General features: G+C 50.3%; 13 protein-coding genes. 6 read left to right on the forward strand and 7 right to left on the reverse strand.

Annotated features, from left to right (window positions below):
* The first annotated feature begins 10 nt into the window (after positions 1-10).
* A complete protein-coding gene (locus ACXAD8_RS16120) occupies positions 11-997 on the forward strand; it encodes a TIM barrel protein (RefSeq protein WP_475230799.1) in 987 nt (328 codons plus the stop codon).
* 116 nt (positions 998-1,113) lie between these two features.
* Positions 1,114-2,241: a bifunctional 3,4-dihydroxy-2-butanone-4-phosphate synthase/GTP cyclohydrolase II gene (gene ribBA / locus ACXAD8_RS16125; RefSeq protein ID WP_475230801.1), complete on the forward strand. Its 1,128-nt coding sequence runs from the start codon at positions 1,114-1,116 to the stop codon at positions 2,239-2,241.
* 25 nt (positions 2,242-2,266) lie between these two features.
* Here ribBA and ACXAD8_RS16130 read toward each other — a convergent pair whose 3' ends face one another.
* From ACXAD8_RS16130 to ACXAD8_RS16145, 4 genes are all read right to left on the reverse strand, one after another.
* The gene (locus ACXAD8_RS16130; RefSeq protein WP_229529784.1) at positions 2,267-3,142 is read right to left on the reverse strand and encodes a sugar phosphate isomerase/epimerase family protein; all 876 of its coding nucleotides are present in this window, start codon (positions 3,140-3,142) and stop codon (positions 2,267-2,269) included.
* 135 nt (positions 3,143-3,277) lie between these two features.
* Positions 3,278-4,522, reverse strand: coding sequence for an MFS transporter (locus ACXAD8_RS16135; RefSeq protein ID WP_229529785.1), 1,245 nt, complete (start codon positions 4,520-4,522; stop codon positions 3,278-3,280).
* A gap of 62 nt (positions 4,523-4,584) precedes the next feature.
* Positions 4,585-6,540, reverse strand: a complete 1,956-nt coding sequence (locus ACXAD8_RS16140; RefSeq protein WP_475230803.1) for a glycoside hydrolase family 127 protein — start codon at positions 6,538-6,540, stop codon at positions 4,585-4,587.
* 349 nt (positions 6,541-6,889) lie between these two features.
* Positions 6,890-10,396, reverse strand: a complete 3,507-nt coding sequence (locus tag ACXAD8_RS16145) for a family 78 glycoside hydrolase catalytic domain (protein WP_475230805.1) — start codon at positions 10,394-10,396, stop codon at positions 6,890-6,892.
* Positions 10,397-10,941: 545 nt separating this feature from the next.
* Between ACXAD8_RS16145 and ACXAD8_RS16150 the strand changes: the two genes are divergently transcribed.
* From ACXAD8_RS16150 to ACXAD8_RS16165, 4 genes are all read left to right on the forward strand, one after another.
* Complete coding sequence (locus ACXAD8_RS16150) at positions 10,942-14,517, forward strand: family 78 glycoside hydrolase catalytic domain (RefSeq protein WP_475230807.1); 3,576 nt, start codon at positions 10,942-10,944, stop codon at positions 14,515-14,517.
* Positions 14,518-14,524: 7 nt separating this feature from the next.
* Positions 14,525-17,395 carry an FAD-binding and (Fe-S)-binding domain-containing protein gene (locus ACXAD8_RS16155; protein ID WP_475230809.1) on the forward strand — a complete coding sequence of 957 codons (2,871 nt, stop codon included), beginning with the start codon at positions 14,525-14,527 and terminating at the stop codon, positions 17,393-17,395.
* Positions 17,396-17,503: 108 nt separating this feature from the next.
* Positions 17,504-19,225: a DUF5060 domain-containing protein gene (locus ACXAD8_RS16160; protein WP_475230811.1), complete on the forward strand. Its 1,722-nt coding sequence runs from the start codon at positions 17,504-17,506 to the stop codon at positions 19,223-19,225.
* A gap of 146 nt (positions 19,226-19,371) precedes the next feature.
* Positions 19,372-20,199, forward strand: a complete 828-nt coding sequence (locus tag ACXAD8_RS16165; RefSeq protein ID WP_475230813.1) for a phosphogluconate dehydrogenase C-terminal domain-containing protein — start codon at positions 19,372-19,374, stop codon at positions 20,197-20,199.
* A 113-nt stretch (positions 20,200-20,312) separates the two neighbouring features.
* On the opposite strand, the gene ACXAD8_RS16170 is transcribed toward ACXAD8_RS16165, so the two are convergent.
* From ACXAD8_RS16170 to ACXAD8_RS16180, 3 genes are read right to left on the reverse strand one after another with little or no spacing between them, the layout of a single operon-like run.
* Positions 20,313-21,092 carry a 3-keto-disaccharide hydrolase gene (locus ACXAD8_RS16170; RefSeq protein WP_475230815.1) on the reverse strand — a complete coding sequence of 260 codons (780 nt, stop codon included), beginning with the start codon at positions 21,090-21,092 and terminating at the stop codon, positions 20,313-20,315.
* Positions 21,093-22,781: a GMC oxidoreductase gene (locus ACXAD8_RS16175; protein WP_475230817.1), complete on the reverse strand. Its 1,689-nt coding sequence runs from the start codon at positions 22,779-22,781 to the stop codon at positions 21,093-21,095.
* A 9-nt stretch (positions 22,782-22,790) separates the two neighbouring features.
* Positions 22,791-23,318: a gluconate 2-dehydrogenase subunit 3 family protein gene (locus ACXAD8_RS16180; RefSeq protein WP_475230819.1), complete on the reverse strand. Its 528-nt coding sequence runs from the start codon at positions 23,316-23,318 to the stop codon at positions 22,791-22,793.
* Positions 23,319-23,633: the final 315 nt, after the last annotated feature.

The following is a 23,633-nucleotide window of genomic DNA, read 5'->3' on the forward strand; positions in this document are numbered from 1 at the left end:
GGATACAAAAATGAAGACGAAGCAAAAATTCGGTGCCGGTATCTGGCACTTTGCAAGCTATGTTGACCGCTATGCAACTGATGGCTATGGCCCGGCACGGGGCCTGCTTGAAATGATTGATTTGGCGGGGCAGGTGGATGATTTATCCGTTGTGGATATCAATTTCCCGTTTGTTGATAAGTCTTTGTCCTTAGACAAGGTTGAAGCGGCTTTAAAGAAAAATCACTTATCAGTGGTGGGCATTACCCCGGAAATATACACCCGCCAGTTTGCCAAAGGGGCTTTTACCAACCCTGATGCAGGCATCCGTCGTCTTGCAAGTGACATGGTTAACGAGGCCGCGGATGTGGTCAGACGTTTTGGTGCTGATTATGTCAAACTCTGGCCGGGACAGGACGGCTGGGATTATCCTTTTCAGGTGGATCACAAAGAAATTTGGCAGCTCAGTGTCGAGGGCATCGCTGCCGTTGCCAGTGACAACCCGGATCTCAAGTTTGTCATTGAGTATAAGCCGCGTGAACCGCGCGCGCACATGAGCTATGACAGTGCTGCCAGAACATTGTTGGGCATTGAGAAAATGGGCTTGCCGAACGTGGGTATCTTGCTGGATTTCGGTCATTCCTTATACGGTGGTGAGTCACCTGCAGATGCAGCCCAGTTGGCCATTGATCACGGTCGCCTGTTTGGTATGGACGTGAACGATAATTTCCGTGCCTGGGACGATGATATGATTGCCGGTTCTGTGCATCCGATGGAATTGTTTGAGTTTTTCTACACCCTGAGAAAGAACAATTGGGAAGGTGTCTGGCAATTGGATCAATTCCCGTTTCGCGAAGACCCGGTTGCGACTGCAAACAGTGCCATCAGCTTCTTAAAACACATCGAGCAGGCACTCGACAACCTGGATTTCGAAGCCATGAAGGACGCACAAAAGCGCCAGGACGCCGTTGCTGCTACCAATATTGCCAGAGACGCTCTGTTTCGTTCTTACGAATAGCAACCACAGTTTATCGCCTCAGTAACAAAGCGAATCGAAACTACTCCGGTGTGTGCACCGGAGTAGTTTTGCGTTTGGGCTTCTGGTAACGGGTATTATTTCTCAACAGGATACTTATGCAACTCAATAGTTATGCCGAAATCATTGATGACTTTCGCCGGGGAAAAATGGTCATACTGATGGACGATGAAGACCGTGAAAACGAAGGCGATATATTAGTCGCCGCTTCGTTTGTCACAGCCGAACAGATTAATTTTATGGCAAAATATGGCCGTGGCTTGATCTGTTTAACCTTGACTGAAGCGCGTTGTCGCCATCTGGCATTGCCGTTAATGGTGCAAAATAACAAAAGTCAGCACAGCACAAATTTTACCGTCAGCATTGAGGCGGCAGAGGGCATTGATACCGGGATTTCCGCCGCGGATCGGGCCCGCACTGTTCAGGCCGCCATTGCACCGGATGCAACGGCGCAGGACCTTGTGCAACCCGGGCATATCTTTCCTGTTATGGCCCGTGCAGGGGGCGTACTTAGCCGGGCTGGTCACACGGAAGCGGGTTGCGACCTGGCACAACTTGCCGGCCTTGAACCGGCAGCGGTAATTGTTGAAGTGATGAACGATGATGGCTCTATGGCCCGCCGCGCCGACCTTGAAGTGTTCGCTAAAACCCATGATATCAAAATCGGCACCATCGCAGATCTTATTCAACACCGCATACATACGGAGCGCACGATAGAATGTGTGCGCGAGCGAACAGTGCAGACGGCGTATGGGGAGTTTTTACTGAAAACCTACCTGAATAACGCCACCAATGAACGCCATTTTGCCTTTGTAAAAGGTGACATCAGTGCACAGGACGTGACGTTAGTGCGGGTGCATGTCAGCAATGCAACCCGGGATATTTTCGCCCTGCAAGGCGTTGATGACGATGGCACGGCCTGGGATTGCCGGGCGGCCCTGGCCCGCATCAGTGAAGAAGGTTCGGGTGTACTGGTTTACATAGATCATGCCCAAACCAGCTCTGATCTGGAAGGTGAAATAGAGCGGTTAGTGAGTGGCCAAAAACGCAGACCAAATCAGGAAGCAGGCTACAAACTGGTGGGTACCGGTTCGCAAATTTTGCGGGATCTGGGGGTTAACAAGCTGCGCCTGCTCAGTGCGCCGGTGCGTTTTATGGCGCTGTCGGGATTCGGGTTGGAAGTGGTTGAATTTATTCCTCACGGCGATCCCTGCACAGCAAAATAGCCAGAAAAAACACCGACACGGGCGCTTAATCTCTACTATGGTGCCCGTTCTGGCGAATTGCCGCTATTGCGTTATCCACGCCGCGCTTTGACAGGGCCACACTCGCCAGCGGCGTTAAATTGTCCGGATATTCTTCCTGCTCAACAACGAGCCATTCTATGCCGCCGTAGCGAATACTATCCCGCAGGATCGAATTCCAGTTGAGATCGTCTTCCCCGATAATGGGGCGCTTGTCACTTGAGGGGGCATTGAGTTTTGCCTTAAAATGCGCCAGTTGCATACGCCCGGAATATTTTTTGATCATCTCTGAGGGTTGCAATCCGGCGCGATTGACCCAGCCGATATCCAGTTGCAGGATAAACGCGGGGTCGGTATTTTGTGCGATCTCATCCCAAAAGGTGTGTTGCTTATATTGGGTAAATTCCCGGTCGTGATTGTGAAAGCCAAAGCGCATACCGGCATCTGTTAGCTGACCGTGAATTCGGTTAAGTTCATCGATAAAGCGCGTTATATTCTCTGCATCGTCAGAACGCTTGTCAGATGGCAAAATGAGGGTATCTACACCTAAGCGCCGATATTTTTCGATCGTGGCGTTTATGTTTTGTGTACTGAGATCGGTGGTGCTGACGTGTGCCGAACTGATAACCAGCTTGTGTTTCGCCAGTAAGGCCAAAAAACCCGACGGATCATCTTCATAAGGACCGAAGTACCCCGCCAGTTCCACCCCCTGAAACCCCAGCTTTGCCAACTGAGCTATGGTGTTGTCAAAATCTTCTGTCAGTGGTGTTCTGACAGACCACAGCTGGACACTGACTTTGGGCAGGGATGAACGGGGTGAGTGCGATTGACAACTGCTCAGCAGCAGCGTGAAAAGCACCAGACTCAGGGATATCGGTTTCATATCAATCTCGATGTGGCTACTGTCAGCCTGTTAGTGCCAACCCCACCCATCAGAACAATGACGGGCAGGGGCCATTAAAGGGTTATCAGCCGTTTCCCGCTTGCCGGAAACAACTGTGCAGACATTAAACGCCAGTCAGGCGGCAGTGGCAACTTTAGTGTGATCAAAATCCTCACCTATGATGCCACCAATCAGGAAAAGCCCCGAACTACTGATAAAGCAGGCTGCCCCCAGCAATAACGCAAAGTGATAATTGCCAAAGTAATCAAAAATATAGCCGTAGATATAACTACCGGAAGCCAGCGATGCTGCAAGAATGAACAGCAAAATGCCGAACAGTTTTCCATAGTTAACCAGACCAAAGTACTTGGGTACCAGATAAGCCATAAAGTCTACCTCTGCACCCTGAGCCAGGCCGAAACAAAACACTGCCGGCACACCTAACCAAAAGACTGCCGGTGCATCAGACAGGAAAATGAATATGCCCACTAAAGGGGTAAGCAGAAACAGGGCCGCGACTGCCGCCGGCCAGAAACGATCCAGCAGCCAGCCGGAACTCAGTCGGCCAACAAAAATGCCGACAAAAAAGAACACCGCAAGACTGGCGCCTTCAGTGGAGGTGAATCCCTGATCGATTAGCAGGGGTTGCAATTGATGCATCATTCCGCCGACTGCCACATTTGAGGTCACTAAAGCGGCGGCCAATAGCCAGAATTTGGCACTGCGCAACGCGGCTTTCATGGCCATTCCACCGGTCTGAATATCATTGCCGCTGGTGTCTTGCGAGATGCTGGACAGGTACCCAGCAGGTGCCGGTTTAAGTGCCCAGGCCACAATCGGTAAACCAATTACCAAAGGAACCAGGGCAAAACACATGAAGCCGACACGCCATCCCCAGGTCTCGTTAACATAATTGAGCAGGGGGAACAGCACCATGCTAAACAGGGTGATACCCGACATAGTTACCCCCAGCGCCAATCCTCTGGAGGAGTTAAACCAGGTGTTTACGACTTTACTAAAAATCATTGGTCCGGTGGTCTGGCCCAGGAAGGTCATTGCCAGTAGCGTGGCGTAATAAACCCATATTGAGCCGGGTTGCAGACTTAGGGCGATATAACTTAACCCCAGGAAGCCCATACCAATGCAGGCCACCCGCCGACTGTCATACTTGTCAACGATCATGCCGAGTATTGGCAAGGTGAACAATGAAAGCACGCCAATGATATTGCTCAGCGCCATGTCGGCGCGCTCCCAACCAAATTCCGCCTGCAGTGGAATAATAAAAATACTGTTCAGCATCGAGTACAGGCCGAGACCCGTACCCATGCCCACTGATCCGGCTAACACAACACGCCAGCCATTTACCCATTCAGTTTTCATCTTGGTACCTGTAATTTAGTCATAGTACTAACAACGCTGTTCTGACTTGTTCAGCCCGGTGCTCAGTTTTGCACCGGCAAGATTGGCAGCCACACGGTCATTTCGCCCTTGTCTCTGTTATCCCACGCAAAATAGGGCACAAGGGTAACATCTACCTGTTTAAACGTTGGTGCCTGGTACTTTTTATAAAGCACCTCTGGCGAGTCGTTTCTGGGGTTGCGGGTATAGAGTGTGCCTTTCAATACCCCTAAATCAACACCGCTGATGCGGGACTTTTCGAAACTGAATGCTGAATTGGGATCAATATGCAGGTCGGCAACGCTGCAACCTTCAGGAATGTCGGCACTTTCCAGACAATAGACAAGTGGTCCGCGCGTTATCGCGAGGTGGTTGCGGTTCTCTTCTACCAGGTTATGGCATTCGTTGAGTATCACCTCCATTGGCAACGACAGTGCTATTTTATCACCCGCCTGCCATTGTCGGTTAATTTCGATAAAGCCATTGTGAGCCTGTTCCAGGTGCGTGGCTTGTTGTCCATTAATCTGCACCTGATAGGACTCTGCCCAGCCCGGGATACGCAAGTACACAGAAAAGGGAGCGTCAGCGTCAATGGATTCAATTTCAAATGCGATATCGCCTTGCCAGGGGTAATCGCTGCTGACTTTCATTGTAACTTTGCCGCCATCAGCCAGGGTCACCGCCGTTCTGCTGTCACCGTACATCAGAAATGCAATGCCATTTTCCCACACTACCGCGGCCTTATCTTGTGTTTCCGCAATGGTGCGCACAACGTTCGGGGGACAGCAAAAAGACGACAGGAAGTCCTCGCGATGACGGCTCCATTTTAGATCATAGGGCAAATCGTGGTCGTGAACACAACGCAGGGCATTGGTATAGAAATACTTGTCGCCATCCAGATTAATTCCGGAGATGGTACTGTTGTACAGTGCCCGTTCCATCTGATCTGCGTATTTGCCGTGCTGAAACGCATTCACCATACGATAGGCCCATAAATAACTACCAATACTGGCACAGGTTTCATTGTAACCGTTGATGTTTGGCAGCTCATACGCCCGACCAAAAGACTGATGGGTGCGCTGGATAGCGTCATAGTCATCACCGCCGTACGGCGACACACCATCATATAGTGGTGCGCAACCCCCGGTGATATAGGTTTTTTTGGACACCATGTCCTGCCACACTGCCTCCAAAACGGCGCGATAATCTTCGTCGCCTTTGCCCAAATACAGGTCGGTCAGTCCGGCATAAAGATACGTGGCGCGCACGCCATGACCCAAGATTTCACGATGTTCTTTGAGCGGGTGCCTGTCCTGATTATCATCGGTACCGTCAGGCACCATATCTCTTAACAAAATCAGTTTTTCCAGCAGGTTGAGATACTGCTCGTCGGCGGTTGCCTGATACAGCTCTGCAAGGCCCATGTAATGAGACGGACAAACCGCTGTACGCGGAGTCGCTTCTTCAAGGTTGTCAAATTGGGTCTTCAGCCAGCCTGCCGCCTTTTTGGCAAGGTCCAGTAGTTTAGTCTCGCCGGTCATTCTGTAATGTATAACCCCGGCACTCATTAAATGCCCCATGTTAAACACTTCAAAGTTATTGATATCTTCCAGCGGATTGGTTTCCCCTGTTCTGGCGCGTTCAATGGCTTCCATGGTAAAGATATAGCCATCGTCGCGCTGTACTTTGGCGATGGTATCGATAATGTAGTCGAGGCGCTTCAGCCATTCTTCATTGTCTGAATTGGCATAGACCCTGATCGCCGCTTCCAACCATTTGAACAGATCACCATCCCAAAAAGGAGGGCCAGAGTGTCCGCCTTCATTGTCTGATTCACCCACCGCCAGCTGGAAGTTTTCCCAGCAGTGGCTGACTTCCCTGTTGTCCAGAATGCTCCACATATGCGGGACCATTTTGTCCCGACAAAAATTCCATCTTTCTTCCCAGAAACCACCGGTCCATTCGCTATTAATTTCGCCTTTTGGTAAAAGAGCATTCATTACATACCACCTTAAATTCAGATTTATACTGTAACCGGTTCGCCTGAGCACGGGTAACGCCAGTCGCTTTCGTGCTGTGCCTTTTTGCATTGGAGCAAGGCCGGAAAAACCAACCTGTTACGTTGTTTAATGTTGCTGACTTGTAACTCTGAGTGATTACTGTCGTACAACAGGGTCACATTTTATTAACATCAGATTTAACATTATCATTCACTCGCCGCTCATTCAACTCAAAAATAGACAAAGTAACTCATAAGTTTTCAAAATAGCTCACAAAATGGTAACAAATCCTTTACCACAAGTTGAATTGTGGGTTTTAGCAGGGCGAATGTTGGGGGTTTTTGCGCTGTTAGGGTTTTGTAGTGTGTTGACAGTTAAAGTGATACTCACCTGATTGCAATTGCATACTGATAAAACCATCACAGTGTTGAATAGCAGAAATACCAGCGCTGTCTTGTAATGCAGTGCCGCATTCGGTGATCGCCTTTGTGTCTGTTACCGGCAGATGCAGGGTGGCTGTCGTGTTGGCCGGCACTTTTGTTTTATAGTGCAATGCGTTGTCTTCTATCCACCAGTGACTGGTGATCTTGCCATAGGGTGACTGGTACCAGGCGTCTACCGCTGAGATTTGACCGTTGCCGTCGATTTCGGGCCGAAGCGCAAAGGTTTTAAATCCTGGTGTTGCCCGCTGAATGCCTGCTGAGTGACTCATCAGCCATTGTCCGACGGCGCCAAAGGAGTAATGATTGAAAGAATTCATGCTGTTGTTACCGGCAAAACCATGTTCAGTGGTATAGCCGTTCAGACGCTCCCAAATTGTTGATGCTCCCTGACGCACTGAATACAGTAATGACGGGTATTGATCGTTCAGGAATAACCGGTAGGCAGTATCACCGTAGCCATGGGCGCTCAACGCATCTCCTATCCATGCCGTGCCGATAAACCCGGTCATCAGGGAATATTCCGGTCGCACTATGCCGTTGTCGTCACTGGATTGTCGTGTTACGCAGTTATTGAGGCTGGCCGCAAAACGGGCGGTATCCTGGTCTTCAAAAACGCCAAGGGCTAATCCAATGGCATAAAAACTCTGTGTGTCGGCAGTATCTGCCAACAGGGTATTGAGAAATGCTTTGCGCTTGTGGTAGCGCCCTTTCAGGGAAGCGGCATCCTCTTCGTGGCCCAGCAAAGCGGCAGTTTTGGCGACGATGCCCAAAGCATACACATGATAAGCCGTCGCCGGAAAGGCTGCCCCTAATTGTTGGTTTTGCAGTCCCAGCCAGTCCCCCAACTCCTGATCGCGGCTTAGTCCGGAGGCCGGGTCGAGTGTGGTATCCAGGTAATTCAGGTAGTTCAACATGGCAGTATAGTTTTCTGCCAGTATCCCAATATCATTAAATTGCCAGTAGATTTCCCATGGCAATACGATACCGGCACAGCCCCATAACAGGCCGCCAAAACCGCCATCAATCGGCGCAATATCCGCATAGCGCCCGTTGTCAAACTGGGTATCGCGCATACTTATCAAATGTCGGCGCAAGAACTGAGAACAATCACTGATGTAAGACGCCGTGCGGCTAAACACGCTGATATCTCCCGACCAGCCCATTCGTTCATTGCGCTGCGGGCAATCGGTGGGCACAGATAAGAAGTTATCAATATTTGACCACACAATGTTTGACCATAGTTTGTTCAACCCGGTGTCAGTGCTTTGATATCCGGCGGTTAATTCGGCAATGGAGCTGATCACAACCCCCTGCACAGCTGTCAGTGGCAGCGCAATTTCGATGCCGGTTATTTCGATGTACTGAAACCCGTGGAAGGTAAATCTGGGCTGATAACACTGTTTGCCCGCCTTCATTATGTATATATCCTGACTGAGGGCTGCGCGGTAATTCTCGGTCAGAATCATACCGGCATTGGCGCCTGATTCCGGGCGGTCCGGATAACACATTTCTGCGTAACGCAGGGTTACAACCTGCCCAGCTTGGCCTTGGTTAAAGTCAATACGCGGCACTCCGACAATATTCTGCCCAAGGTCGTAAACAAATACCCCGGGGCGCACCTGCCGGACTTCCCGGGCGCTGATTACTTTGAACTCACGGACCGGCTCCCCTATTTGCCCAATCAGTGCCTGTTGAGTGAAGTCTAAATGTTGTGGCTTTTGCCTGAGATTCGGATGTGTCCCATGCGTCACTGTGCCTGTTAGCGGAACTTCGTGGGTGCGTGTCCAGCGTGCGGTATTAAAACCCGGCTCGCTCCAGCCAGCGACTGAGTGCGCTTTGTTTGCGTCATACACTTCACCCTGGAGCAGGCTGCCGTACACTACCGGACCTTGGTTAAAAAATTGCCAGTGCTGATCATCCGAAACCTGCACATCGCGGCTGCCATCCTGATACTCGACAACCAGTTTTACCAACAATGATTGCCGGTCGCCAAAGCCATGCCAGGTGTTGCCAAAGCCCAGCATCCCGCTCCACCATCCCTCGGCTAACTGAGCCCCCATTGCATTGCTACCGGTACGGAGAAGATCGGTGACATCATAGCTTTGGTACAGATGCGTGCGGTTGTACTGGGTCAGTCCCGGGTTGTAATAATCGTTGCTTATTCGCTGGCCATTAATGAAAAACTCATAGATGCCTCTGGCCGTAACATACAGACGAGCTTTGGTGATTGTCTGCGCTTTTAGAGCAAACTCCCGGCGTAGCATAGGCATACTGTTGCGGCTGGGATTCGCCAGTATACAAAGCCCGTCAACTCCACCAGTCAGCGCATAGTGCCCGTTTTCAATAACAAAAGAACCCGCCACTATCTGATCGGAAAAGATGCTTTGGTGTGGCGTCGGATGCTCTCTGAACAGGGTGTTGCGCGGCGCGTGGACGTTGTTTATTGCAAGGTTTTTAACCTGGGCCTGTTGGCCTGGCTCTATTAAAAAGCCTATATGATTGAGCATGCCGTAGGTTATTACCCGATGATCGTTCCCGGCGGGATTTAACGGTGCTCTGGCACCCTGAAGCAGTGGCCTGAGTGGCGGAAATCTGGGATCGCCCGGCGGCTGTGCGACAGTGTTGAGGTAGAAATCTGCCTGATTATTTAGCTGCACCGTCAAGGTACCATAGGCGTTATGGATCAAAAGATGATGAAACTGATGTTGATTGTGGTGGCTAATAACCGCGGGTTTTACAACATAATCAAATAGTGGTTTGTCGGGCACATCATCGGCACTGTAACCGGCCCGATAAAAGCGCAAATGCGCAAAACCACCCCGACGGGATATCTCACCCACATCAAGCTCTACCCTGAAATAGCTTTGATTTACGCTATTGTGCAGTTGATAGATGTTTTTGTCTTTGTGACACAGTCGCGGATCATTGGCGGCCAGCAGTATTGAAGCCCGTGTGCTGCCGGGGTCAATACGCAAATCTGCCGACAGATTATACAGCGGCAGATAATCAGCGTATAAACACAAATCGCTGTCGTCACCACCAATCCACTTTGCACCTTCCCACGCGCTGATGTCAGAATTCATCAGGCCGGTTTCAAACCACGATTCGGCTTCAAGAGTGTCTGCATTTTGATCCCAAACCGTGACCGCCCAGTTGTAGGTTGTGCAAGCCTGCAGGGGCCAGCCCTGATAAACAATGTGTAAAGAGTCAGATGAGAACACCCTGCCGGAATCCCATGCGACTTCGCCCTTGCTGTTTTTTACCAGGATGCGATAGGCCTGCTGATATTGGCCGCGTATCCCCCTGACATTAGCCATTTGCCAACTGAAGCGCGGCTGAGTGACGTCAATACCCAAGGGGGTTTGACGGTATTCAACCTGCAAGCGGTGCAACGAGCCTTGACTGGTTTTCATGTTATCTCATTATTCTGTGACGACCCCCTGTGGCTTTTTTGAAGGTTTCGTCTGCTATCATAGATATCAGACTAGCGAGTCAGAATGTTAAAATCAATAATAATAATCAATATCGCTCATAAGGTGTCATTTGGTTTTGTTGTTTCATTTTCTTGACTGTCAGTTAGATCACTGTTTTTATCGAAGGTGGCGCTAATGTGGCGCAAGATAAAAATCTGTAGCAATGGGCTGGTGGCTTTTATTTTAGGGTGTTCAGGCTGTTTCTGGCAGGTTTTTAGGTACCTTGTGAGCAGCCATAAGTCTGAATTATTCTTGTTGAACCTTTTTCAATCGCATGTAATCAAAATGTTGCTATTTAAGTCATTTGTTGTAATATTCGGAGCATGGTGCTTCGGCAACAGGTGCAATATGTTGATAAAATGTTGCAGGTTGAGTGCCCTTGCAGAGATAACAGGTCCGGATACATTTTCTGATTCACGCAGGCTGATACCCAATATAAGAGCTTAGCGGAAGTGTTTTCTGGCGCAAACTGGACGTTGAGTAGTATGCAGCCCGATAATTTAAAAGTTGAGTACCAGGCGAACCCGTTAGGTATTGATGTACTGCAGCCACGCTTCAGTTGGCAGATGCGTCATCAACCAGAACGCCGCGGCCAGAAACAACTGGGTTACCGTATTACAGTGTGTAATGATGCCGGTGTGCTGTTTTGGGACAGCGGTGAAGTGAGTAGTGATCAGTCGGTGCATATCCTTTATCAGGGCAAATCTCTTCAGCCCCGCAGCCGCTACCAATGGCGGGTGGCGGTTTGGGATCAGGATTCGCAAGTCAGCGAAGCTGAATCCTGGTTTGAAACCGGTCTGATGAATTCGGATATCAGCGCCTGGCAAGGGGCACAGTGGATTGGCGGCGGTGAAAATGACAAGCCTTTGTATGCCGACTACTTGCCACTGTATGACTTGTCTGTGGATGTTGAAATTGCGCCGGGGAGCCAGTGTGCCAGTATTATATTCGCAGCCAATGACCCTCGTTTTCTGGACAAGTATAAAAACATCTATCAGCAGGAAAGTGCTCTTAATGAAAGTTATTTCCGTGTTGAGTTGGATATTGCCGGGCTGGATGAGGTGCAGGGTCATGCCCGGCTGAACATATATCGCGCCGGTTATCTACCCGAAGATAACCCGGCATTGCCTGTGGCGCAGTTCAGAATTAAACACCAGGTGATTAACCAGGACAACCGTTACGCGCTACACCATCTGTTTATTCATAATGAATATGGCACCCTGACCATACAGCTTGACGGCAATAGCGATTTTTATCTTGGGGCACAACGACCCAAAACGCCGGTATTGTTTTCAGAAAAAGCCCGTGCCCCCATGATGCATGGTGCCAGGGTTTGCTTAAATGAGGAAGGCGGCGATCACGATACGTTACCCTACGGGATGCTGAACGCAATCGGATTTAGGGTGGAGCCAGAGCAACACGCCAGCTTTAGTAATCTGAGGGTCAGCAATATCCATGCGCCCAACAACAATGTGTTTTCCGAATCCCTGAACTTGCCTTACAGCGGCATATTTGCGGCACATCAAGCATCCCCTCATTTCCGGGTTGAAAACCAGCGCTACCAGATTTCAGGTGGCACTAAAGGCACCTTCATCGTGGCAGATCCCAGCCAAAATGGTATGCCGATGTTGCGCTCTGAGTTCGATCTGCAAGGCAAGACAATCGCCAGGGCGCGTCTTTACGTTACTGCCCGCGGTATCTACGAGTTTTATATCAACGGCCATCGGATTGGAAACGACTACTATAATCCGGGCCTGACACAATACAATGAAACCCATCTGTACCAGACCTATGATGTGTCGTCCTATATTTCATCGGGCAATAATGCCATGGGTGCCATGCTGGCAGAAGGCTGGTGGAGCGGGCTGTTAAGTTACGGTAATACCTGGCATTGCTTTGGCGATCAGCAATCGCTGCTGGCGATGCTGGTGGTTACCTTAGCTGACGGTACCGAATTGGTGTTTAACACCGATACCCAAAACTGGCAGTTCTTTAATCAGGGACCCATTACCTACAGCAGTCTGACGATGGGGGAAGTCTATGATGCCCGCAAAGAAGCTGAAATAAGCAACTGGAGTCAGGCGGGATTTAACGCGGATGGTTGGGTACCTGCCCGGCAGGTGCCGTTGGAAAACTCTGCTACCTCCGGTAGTCGGCCCAGCATGATGATTGAAGCTCAGCATCTGAGCTATGAAAACATGGCTCTGGAGGGGCAGGTTGGTGAGCCAGCCAGGGTATTTAAGACGCTGAATGCGCAAAGTGTTGAGGAAGTCCGGCCCGGGGTGTTCGTCTATGACATAGGTCAGAATATCGTGGGTGTGCCACAACTTGATTTTGAGAATGGCAACGAAGGTCAGCAAATCACCCTGCGCTTTGCCGAAATGTTGTATCCGGATTTACCTGAATCCGGCCCCAATGTAGGCATGATTCTGACTGAAAATTATCGCTCAGCACTGAGTCAGGATATTTATATCATGAAGGCGGGGCCGCAACGTTTTCAGCCGCGTTTTACTTCTCATGGTTTTCAGTACATTGAAATTACCGGTATTGACGAGGCTTTGCCGTTATCTGCAGTTAAAGGCATTGTTATTAGTTCCGTGTCACGATTGACCGCCAATTACACAAGCTCAAATAAAAACGTCAATCAGCTCTGGTCGAATATCGTCTGGTCCAATATTGATAATTTTCTGTCGGTGCCCACCGATTGCCCGCAGCGCAATGAGCGTATGGGCTGGACCGGCGATATTAATGTGTTTGGACGCAGTGCCACTTTTATCAGTGACTCTTCGCAGTTTATTCGTCGCTATCTCAAAGCAATGCGGGACACTCAAAGCCCTGCAGGCCGATACCCCGACATCGCCCCGATAGGAGGTGGTTTTGGCGGTATATTGTGGGGCAGTGCTGGTATCACTTTGGCCTGGGAAGCATACCTGCAATTCAACGATTTAGGCTTACTGGCGGAGCATTACGCGTCAATGCAGGCCTATATGGACTTTCTGGACAGTGTCACGGATGAAAACAGCGGATTTATTACCGATGACGGCTTAGGCGACTGGCTTGGGCCGCAACATCAGCAGGTTGGTTCTGCATTTCTGGCTACCGTCTATCAGGTTTATATTTTGAATATCATGCAGCAGGTCGCCCGCATTCTTGGGGACGAAAAGCAGGCTACAAGGTTTCATCGCCAACACCTGAACCGCAAAGCGTTCTTCAACGATACCTTTGTGTCTCCGGATAAAAAGGCGGTTGGCTGGCTGACTTACGGCAATATTTGGGAGCCATCGGATTGCACCCCTGAATTTAAGGAAGCGGATGTACAAACCGCCTATGCAGTAGGGCTGGCATTGGGGGCATTTGACGACTCTTTGACAGCGACCATGGCGGCCCATTTGGACCGGACAGTAAAGTCTAAAAACAAAGATGATAGCGGCATAGAGCGCCCTGAATATTCTTTGATGACCGGGTTTATTGGCACTGCCTGGGTGGCTGATGCACTCACTGAAAATGGTTACAGCGATACTGCCTACCGGTTGATCCAAAGCGAAACCTATCCGTCCTGGCTTTATTCAGTTGTTCAGGGGGCAACCACTATCTGGGAACGCCTGAATGGCTATACCGTTGAACATGGGTTTGCCGGTAATAACGGCATGAATTCATTCAATCATTATTCTTTTGGCGCAGTCGCACAATGGATGATTTGTCATTCGGCGGGCATTCAACGAGACAAACCGGGCTTTAAGCATTTTTTGTTGAAACCCGGTATTGATAATCAGCGGGGCATCACACAGGTAGATGCTTACTATGACTCGCCCTATGGCAAAATCCAAAGCAACTGGCAAACCGAAGCCGGACAACTGCGTTATCAGGCCAGGGTTCCGGCGAATACCAGCGCCACAGTAGTCCTGCCCGTGCAGGATACTGAAATGGTTACCGAAAGCGGCAGGGCGTTAGATGAGTGCGATGGTATTTTCAGTGTAGAAAAACACCCTCAGGGCGTGAGTTTACAACTTTTGTCGGGCTGTTACTCATTTGTCTGTAAGCTGCCAGGTCAGGCGGACTGAAAACACAATGAACAAGTCGGCATACCAAATACTGTCCGCCACGTTATCGAGGTTTCTACCGGCTGAGCGAATTATCAGTGATTATGCTCAGCGCCTGGCGATGGGGGTTGATGCCAGCTTTTACCGGTTAGTTCCCGAACTGGTACTTATACTGGATACGGAAGAGGAAGTCGTACGGGTGGTAAAAGCGGCAGCTGACATTGGCCTGGCTGTTACATTTCGGGCTGCTGGCACCAGTTTATCTGGTCAGGCCCAGTCCGATTCCATTCTGATCACCCTGACGAACCGCTGGCGCAACCATGACATCCAGGATTTGGGGCTGAGAATTAAACTGGGGCCCGGAGTCATAGGGGCTGATGCCAACAAGTACCTGCTGCCGTATGGCAGAAAGCTGGGACCGGACCCCGCGTCGATTAACAGCTGTAAGATTGGTGGCATTGCGGCGAACAATGCCAGTGGCATGTGCTGTGGCGTCGCGCAAAACAGCTATCACACCCTGGCCAGTATTCGCGTGGTACTTTACGACGGTACGGTGCTGGATACGGCAGACCAGAGCAGTATTGCTGCCTTTCGGGCATCGCACGCGGCGCTGTTGCAAAGCATTGCAAACCTGGCGGAGGAGGTGCGCAACGACGCTGCTCTGCATGCCCTGATAAAACATAAATACAGGCTCAAAAATACCACCGGATATGCCATCAATTCACTGATTGATTTTGTTGATCCCATTGATATTTTGGCACATCTGATGATTGGCTCTGAGGGCACGCTGGGCTTTATCTCATCCATTACCTATCACACCGTGCGGGAAGATAAGTACCGCGCATCATCCATGGTGTTTTTTCCGGATATTCATACAACCTGCCTGGCGGTGAATGCGCTGGCTGAGGCGAACGTCGCCGCTGTCGAATTACTGGATCGGCGCGCTTTGGCATCGGTCAGTGACATGCCAGGATTGCCGGCGTTTATCCATGATCTTGATAATAACGTTGCCGCGTTACTGATTGAAACCCGTGCCGCAAATGCCGACAAACTGGCAACACAGGTGCAGGCGTTACAGGCGTTGCTGTCCACCTTTAAACAAACCAACTGTATTGCCTTTACTGACGACAGCGAACGCTGTGCTCAGTTGTGGGCTATACGCAAAGGCACGTTTCCGGCGGTGGGTGCAGTCAGAGAAAATGGCACCACTGTGATTATTGAAGATGTGGCCTTCCCCCTTGAGCGCCTGGCTGAGGGTGTGGCTGCGTTGCAGGCGCTGTTTGAGCAATACCGGTATCACGAAGCCATCATTTTTGGTCACGCGCTGGAAGGCAACCTGCATTTTGTGTTTACCCAGGACTTTGGTACCCAGGTTGAGATCGACCGCTACAAATCGTTCATGGACAGCGTATGTCAGTTGGTTGCGGTGGATTTTGGTGGCTCCCTGAAAGCCGAGCATGGCACCGGCAGGAACATGGCGCCTTTTGTGGAGCTCGAATGGGGACCGAAGGGTCTGGCCATCATGCAAAAAATAAAGCATTTGTTTGATCCGCAAAATTTGCTTAATCCCGGAGTGATTATTAATGACAATCCGCTGGCACATATCACGCATTTAAAAGCGTTGCCTGCCGCCAACAGCATCATAGATAAATGTATTGAATGCGGTTTTTGCGAACCCGTCTGTCCTTCTAAAGATTTGAGTTTTACGCCGCGGCAACGCATTACCCTGTTCCGTGAGATCAGCCGTTTAGAGCGCTCCAAAGAGAATAAAGCATTGCTTGCTGAACTGGGGCAAGCCTTCGACTATGCCGGAATTGATACCTGTGCAGCGACGGGGTTGTGTGCAGACCGGTGTCCGGTGGGAATAAACACCGGGGATTTTGTCAGGGAGCGTCGGCAACAGCGAAATCACAAATACCAGCGCACAGCCAGCTTGTTAGCCAGACATTTTGCCAAGGTTGAAGGGGTTTCCCGCTTCGCGCTGTCGGTGGTTTCAGCTTTGCACAAGGTGCTGGGCGATCGCGCAATGAGTTGCCTGACCGGCGCTGCAAGAACGCTGTCGTTGAATCAGTTACCAAAATGGAACAAATTTACCCCACAAAAGGCCCGGTATCGCTGGATATCAGAAACGACAGGCAATCCCCCGGCAGCAAAAACGGTGGTTTACATGCCCAGTTGTGCCAGCCGGACGATGGGTCAGGCAATCGGTGCGAAGGAGCAGCGCTCACTCACCGAGGTTACCCTGAGCCTGCTGCAAAAAGCCGGGTTTAACGTTATCAGCCCTAACTTTGACGGGGAGTGTTGTGGCATGCCATTCCAAAGTAAAGGCATGGCCCAGTCCGCAGCACAGAAACAGCAATCATTGCTGGCACGCCTGGAGACGCTAAGCCAACAGGGCCGCTATCCTATTTTAATGGATACCAGCCCCTGCAGGGCTATGTTGCAGGGCGATGCCAGCAGGCATTTAGCTATCTATGAACCGGTGGCATTTGTCTCAGAGATATTGTCACCGCATCTGAATTTCACGCCGGTAGATGACACTGTCATGCTGCATGTTACCTGTTCAAGCCGAAAAATGGGCCTGGCTGAGCAGATGCATAGCCTGGCAAGGCAGTGCAGCCGCAACGTGGTTGTACCGGAACATATTTACTGCTGCGGCTTTGCCGGTGATAAGGGTTTTACCACACCGGAGTTAAACGCCAGCTCCCTGTCTGGTCTGCGGGAGCAAGTGCCGCAAGGCTGCAGTGCAGGGTATAGCAACAGCCGAACCTGTGAAATCGGTTTATCTCACCATGCCGGTATTGATTACCAGTCGATTTTATATTTGGTGGATAAAGCCACCACCAAAAACAAAGGGAATGCAATCCCATCAAACGGAAGTGGCAGTCACAGTGAATAAACATCAACGCTTTAGCAGGCAAATAGCCGCTTTTGTGGAGGCAACTGCCTGTTGTTTTTTCCTGCAATGAAATTAAACGTCAACCCAATCTACAAGAGGAAACAGTCTATGCGATGCAAGCCTATTCGATATTATCTGGTGTCTTTGCTGCTGATATGGCTAACCGGTTGCGGCGTAATGGCTGCTGAACCATCGGTAGGCAATCACCGCGTTTTTGAAGCTGAGATCATAAACAATAATTCATACGAGAATAAGTTTAACGATGTGCAGTTACTGGTTGACTATGTCGCCCCTTCAGGCAAGAAATGGCCATTTTGGGGATTTTATGACGGCGACGGCCAGGGCGGCGGTGATAAACAAACCGGCAATGTCTGGAAGGTGCGTTTTATGCCCAATGAAACCGGGCGCTGGACTTACAGCTATCGCTGGAGTGATGGCACCAAAGGGGGCGAAGGCAGCTTTTTGAGCACAGCCGAAAATGCCGGCAAAGGTATGCTTCAACCGTATGAGAAAAACCCCCGTTGGTTTGCCTACAATGGAACGGAGCCGGTCTGGTTGAAGTCCTATTATGAAACGGGGCACGGGGGCATTGCTCAGGACTTTGACTGGATGAGCGACAATGTGTTTCAGCCTCTGATCGATAAAGGTTACAACCACTTACAGGTCAACTGGTTGATGTCACTGTGTTGTTATAAACAATATTACCTTGACGGTCCCAAACCCGACACGCTTGACCTGACACTCTACGAGGAAGGCAAAGCATCAAGCACCATGAAGCTCAATGTCTGGAAAATGATGGAGCAACGTGTCGACTGGTTAAATGATCGCAATGTCGGGCTATATATGTTTATCGGCTTCGACGGCAGCCGCAATGACGGGCCGCGCTGGGAAAGTCTGAGCCAGGATGAGCAAGAGTTCTATGTTAAATATGCCGTCGCCAGGCTGGGTGCCTTTGCCAATATCGCTGGCTGGAATTTTGTCTGGGAAGTAGACGGCGGGCGAGAAACCCACGAACTGGGGTGGGCAAAACTGATGCAAAAATACGACATTTTCAATCATCTGCGCACCTATCAGGATGAAATGCCCCGGGAAAATCATTTTGAAAAAGATGCCTACAACTTTGCTGCGGTAGAAAACCATTTAATCGTGGCGCCGGATAAAACCATGGAGCGTTACAACTATTGGCGCACCGCCTGGACCCACTACATGGCCGCATTGGTCGGCTATAAGGGTAAACCTGTGTACATGATGGAAGGAAATGCCTTGTGGCAGCGTTACTGGCATCCGCGTTCCGGCGCCAGTCAGGACGATCTGCGTCAGGCGGCCTGGGCCACTACAATGGCAGGCGCATCCTTTAACTGGAATGGTGCTGAATCGGAAAAAGGCTTGTATGCCCGTGGTCGCTATGGCCTGCCGGTTTTTGAAGAAAATCCCTTTTATTTATCGTCACAGTACGTGGATATCATCGCGCAGGTAATGCATAACGAAGTGCGGTTTCACACTATGACCCCACAAAGTGATCAACTCACCGGCCACGATCCTTTCCGGGTGTTCGCGCTGGTGGAAGAAGGCGAACAGTACCTGGTGTTTTCCATGCACGGTGAGCCTTTCTCGTTGTTTTTAGCCGAAGGGAGCTATGACAATAACATCTGGATCAACGCAAAAACAGGGGAAACTGAACCGGTGAAAACGGTTACCGGTTACGGTGCCCTGGACATCAGCGCTAAGGGAAACAACAACCGTGAAGAATGGCCCCGGGCTGTGAGTTTTACGCCTCCTGATACTAAGACTGACTGGGTATTGGCAATTCGCAAACGACCTCAGTCCTGACCTTATCTGACCCGGCTGCCCCCATGCAATTGTGATGGTGGGCAGTGCGGGATAACTTATCGATATCTTTGAGGTTAGTGAGCAGGCAGAGCAAGGCGTAAGCTGCAAAGATATCGCGTATTGGGCATTCGCCTTTGGAGATGAAAATGAAGAAAGTAGCAATATTGGGCGCAGGTGGGAAAATGGGGATCCGCCTGAGCAAAAACCTGGCGAAAACGGATTTTGATGTACGTCATGTTGAGGTGGCCGAACCGGGGGTTGCCCGTTTAAACGCTGAAGTGGGCGCTACCCCGGTGGCCCTTGATGATGCTATCAAAGAAGCGGAGGTGGTCATTCTGGCCATCCCCGATACCGTGATTGGCAAGGTTACACAGGTGCTGGTACCTAAACTGGAGACGGGTACTTTGGTCGTGATTCTGGATGGTGCGGCGCCGTTTGCCGGTCACCTGCCAGAGCGTGAAGACATTACCTATTTTATTTCGCACCCTTGTCATCCCCCCATCTTTAATGATGAAACTACAGAGGCAGGTCGCAAGGATTATTTCGGTGGAATTGCAGCGAAACAGGCTGTTGTAAACGCCTTGATGCAGGGCCCCGAGGAGCATTATGCCCTGGGGGATGAAATAGCCAGGGTCATTTATGCGCCGGTTTCCCGTACCCATCGCTGCACTGTTGAGCAGATGGCGTACCTGGAGCCCGGTTTATCTGAAACCGTTTGTGCCTCCTTGCTGATGGTGATGCGCCAGGCGATGGACGAGGTGGTGAAAAAGGGCGTTTCAGAAGAGTGTGCCCGGGATTTTTTACTGGGACACATGAATATTCTGAGTGCCGTTATCTTTAATGAAATCGAGGGCGCCTTCTCTGATGCCTGCAATAAGGCAATCGAATTCGGTATCCCTGCATTGATGCGGGATGACTGGAAGCAGGTGTTTGAGCGGGAGGAAATTCTGGCCAGTGTCGAGCGGATCACCTGACATTCAGTGGCTTGCTGGTCATTATCGGTCAGCAAACCATTTATGCCACAACGGTAAAAATTTAAGACAGTAAAACTCACCTACAGCACTTGGTCCGGGCCGTTATTTTCGCACTAGGGCTGGGTGTGCTGTTTGCCAGACAAATCTAACAACTCAATGTCCTTAAACTGCACCGGATGACTTTCTGATTGCAGCGCTATGTAGCCACTGCTGAGTTTCGGGGCAACGAGAAACTCGTTGTCGGGATCATCCCTGACCAGGTCGCTATACTGCATAACCTGTTCGCCATTTACCCAATGCGTAATCTGCTGGTGGCCTATAACTTCAAATTCCACCTGTACCCATTGCTCTGTGGGGTAGGTGTTTGATCGGGAGTCAGTGCAGTGGTTAGTGGCTGGTTTACCTTCAAAAGTAACATTGGTGTTGGGCGTACAGACATTCGCTGTGGGTCGGGTATCGCCCTGGTCAGCGCCCAGCAATTGCGCTTCAATGGAATCCGGAAAAGCTTGTCTGAGGGACATGGTTTCCGGTGCCTGACTGTGCAACATGGCACCACTGTTCTTGTAGGCCCACTTTGGACCATCGGGAAGTTGCTCACCGATAAACCGGTAGCTGAAACGCAGCTTATAATGTGACAGTTTTGTCTGATAAAAGAGGTGACCAAATTGCTCGTTAAAATCCTGGTAGTGCTGGTAAGAAACGGTGAGTAAGCCATCCTGTACTACAAAGGTGTTTAACGGATCTTCATTTAGCGGATAGCCGCTGATCTTGGGGATCCAGCCGTCGAGGTTTTTGCCGTTGAATATGGACTGCCAGTGTTCAATTTCCGCGTCTGCAGCGCAACCAATGCAGGGTAACACTGAGATAGCAGCAGTAAGATAGTATCGCAACATTTATAGGTTTCCTGTTTTCATTTGTTTTACAGCATAATCCGCCGCTCTTGCTGTCAGCGCCATAAACGTAATTGAAGGGTTCACGCAAGATATTGAAGAAAACGCCGCGCCGTCAGTGACAAACAAGTTACTGACCTCATGACTTTGATTCCATTGGTTGAGGTAGGAGGTTTTGGGATCTTTGCCCATACAGGCACCTCCCATTTCGTGGACAAATCCGCCAGGTGAAACATTGTAATCAAAGCTCTCAACATTGTTCAGGCCTGCGGCGGTGAGCATTTCTGCGGCAGAGTGCTGAATGTCTTTTTTCATTTTTATGGCGTTTTCGCCGTAGGCGACATCGGTCACCAGCTGTGGCATGCCCCATTTATCTTTCAGGGTTTCATGCAAATACACTTTGTTGTTGTAGTCCGGCAATACTTCACCGTAACCGGCTAAAATAAATTTCCAGCCACCCGGTGAGCGCAGTTGCTGTTTCAGTTCTGCCCCTATACCTTGCTGGTTAATGCCGCGCCGCCAGTCGCGTCGCTCTGCACTGCCCTGAAAACCAAATCCCCGCAAATAGTCATTGCGCGGCGTTTCCAGATTGCGAAATCTCGGCAGGTAGACCCCGCCCGGGCGTCTGCCCTTGTAGTACATGTCCAGGTGACCGGGCACATCGCCACGGGCACCCACGGCACCAACGTGATCCATAATATAATGGCCAAGCACCTTACTGCGGTTACCTATGCCGTTGGGGAAGGCCGCAGATCGTGAGTTAAGTAAAATTTGCACACTGGCCAGGGTTGAAGCGCACATAAAAATGATACGTGCCGATACCTCTATCCGCTTACCGGTTTTGGTATCCACATAGGCGACGCCGGTCGCTCTGCCTGATTGCTCATCATATAACACTTGTTGTACCTGGGCGTTGGCCCGCAGTGTCATATTGTTGGTTTTTTTCGCTGCCGCCAGGGCGCCGGACAGTGACGAATAGTATCCGCCCCAGGAGCAGCCGCGCTGGCATTCATTGCGGGCCATACACATACCGCGCCCTAATGCGAGATGCTCGGGTTGCGGTTGCGTCAGATGGGCAACCCGGGCAGGGATCAGTTTGCGTCCGGGAAATGCGCGTTCCAGTTTCGCTTTTATTTCCCGCTCAACAGTATTCATTGGCAGGGGCGGAAGGAACTTCCCGTCCGGTAGCACTTCAAGCCCTTCTTCGCTACCGGCAATGCCGATAAACGGCTCGACGTAATCATACCAGGGCGCAATGTCGTTATAGCGAATGGGCCAGTCAATGCCGTGGCCATCCTGAGCATTGGCAGCAAAGTCCAGCGCATTCCATCGATAAGACTGACGTGCCCAAAGCAGTGATTTTCCGCCAACCTTAGCGCTTCTTATCCAGGTAAAAGGTTGGTCTTGCTGGTAGGGGTTATCTTTGTCATTGATAAAATGATGTTTGGTAAAATCGGTGAGGGCATAACTTTTTCTTTGTATGGGCTGTTCCGTGGCGAGCTCATCCTCCGGCACTCTTCCCCGATATTCCATCGACCAGGGCGGCAGAAATTCGGTTTTGTACTGGCCGTGCTCCAGTGGCTCGCCCCGATCGAGTACCAGAGTTTTACAGCCTTTTTCGCAAAACTCTTTGGCGGCGTACCCCCCGGACATGCCGGAACCGACTACTATAATGTCATAATCTGTATTCATGGGTTCTCCTTATGACCAGGCGCGTGCAATGTTTTTCAGTGGAATTTCGTTATAGGGGCCGGGTACCGGATCGTGCTGCAATTCAACACTGCCGCCAATTTCTGAGGTGTAATAGCCCACCAGGGTCAGCTCTTTGATGGTGCTGTAGAAGGGAACCTGGCCCAATTGCTCATCCAGACTCTTTACCGCTGCCAGTTGCTGTTCCTTCGACAAGGCATTAAAACCGGATTCCAGCTGGAACTTCCTGAATTCGGCAAGCCACTTTTGTGCCTCTATGCTGTGCACGCAACGGGACAACATCTGTTCTATAAAATCCGGAACACCTGCGGAAACCGCACCCGGCGTGTCGGTGGCAGGAATAATTATGTCAGTGATGATCGCAAGCGAGGTTTTGAGAGAACCGGACAGAAAAGTGTGTCCGGAACCGGACTGGCTATCTTCAATAGCAGCAAGCGCCAATTTGCTCAAAGGGGTAAGCGACACTCCCAGCAGTAATCCGCCCTGAATTAACAGTTGCCTCCTGTTTAAAACTTGCATCGCATTCTCCGTCTTTTGTGAACAAAAACGCAACAGAAAATTAACATTACTGTTTTTACTCTAAGCATCTCGCTATCGAATTTGTTAAAATAACAATCATAAACACTCATAAATACTCAAATAAGTTGCTTTGATAATCTGTTGTTGTAGTCAGAATCCTGCCTTTAAATGGGGTTTCTGGACATTAATCGCTCAGGTAAGTGGCTGACTTTTGCCTGAGTCAGAATGATATAAGCCCAATAAATCCGCTGTCACCCGATTGGAAATAGGGTGAATCCGGGCGTTCAGGCTATTTAAATGACCTTAAATGATGGG

This window comes from Planctobacterium sp. AWH2_060 (assembly GCF_056158425.1).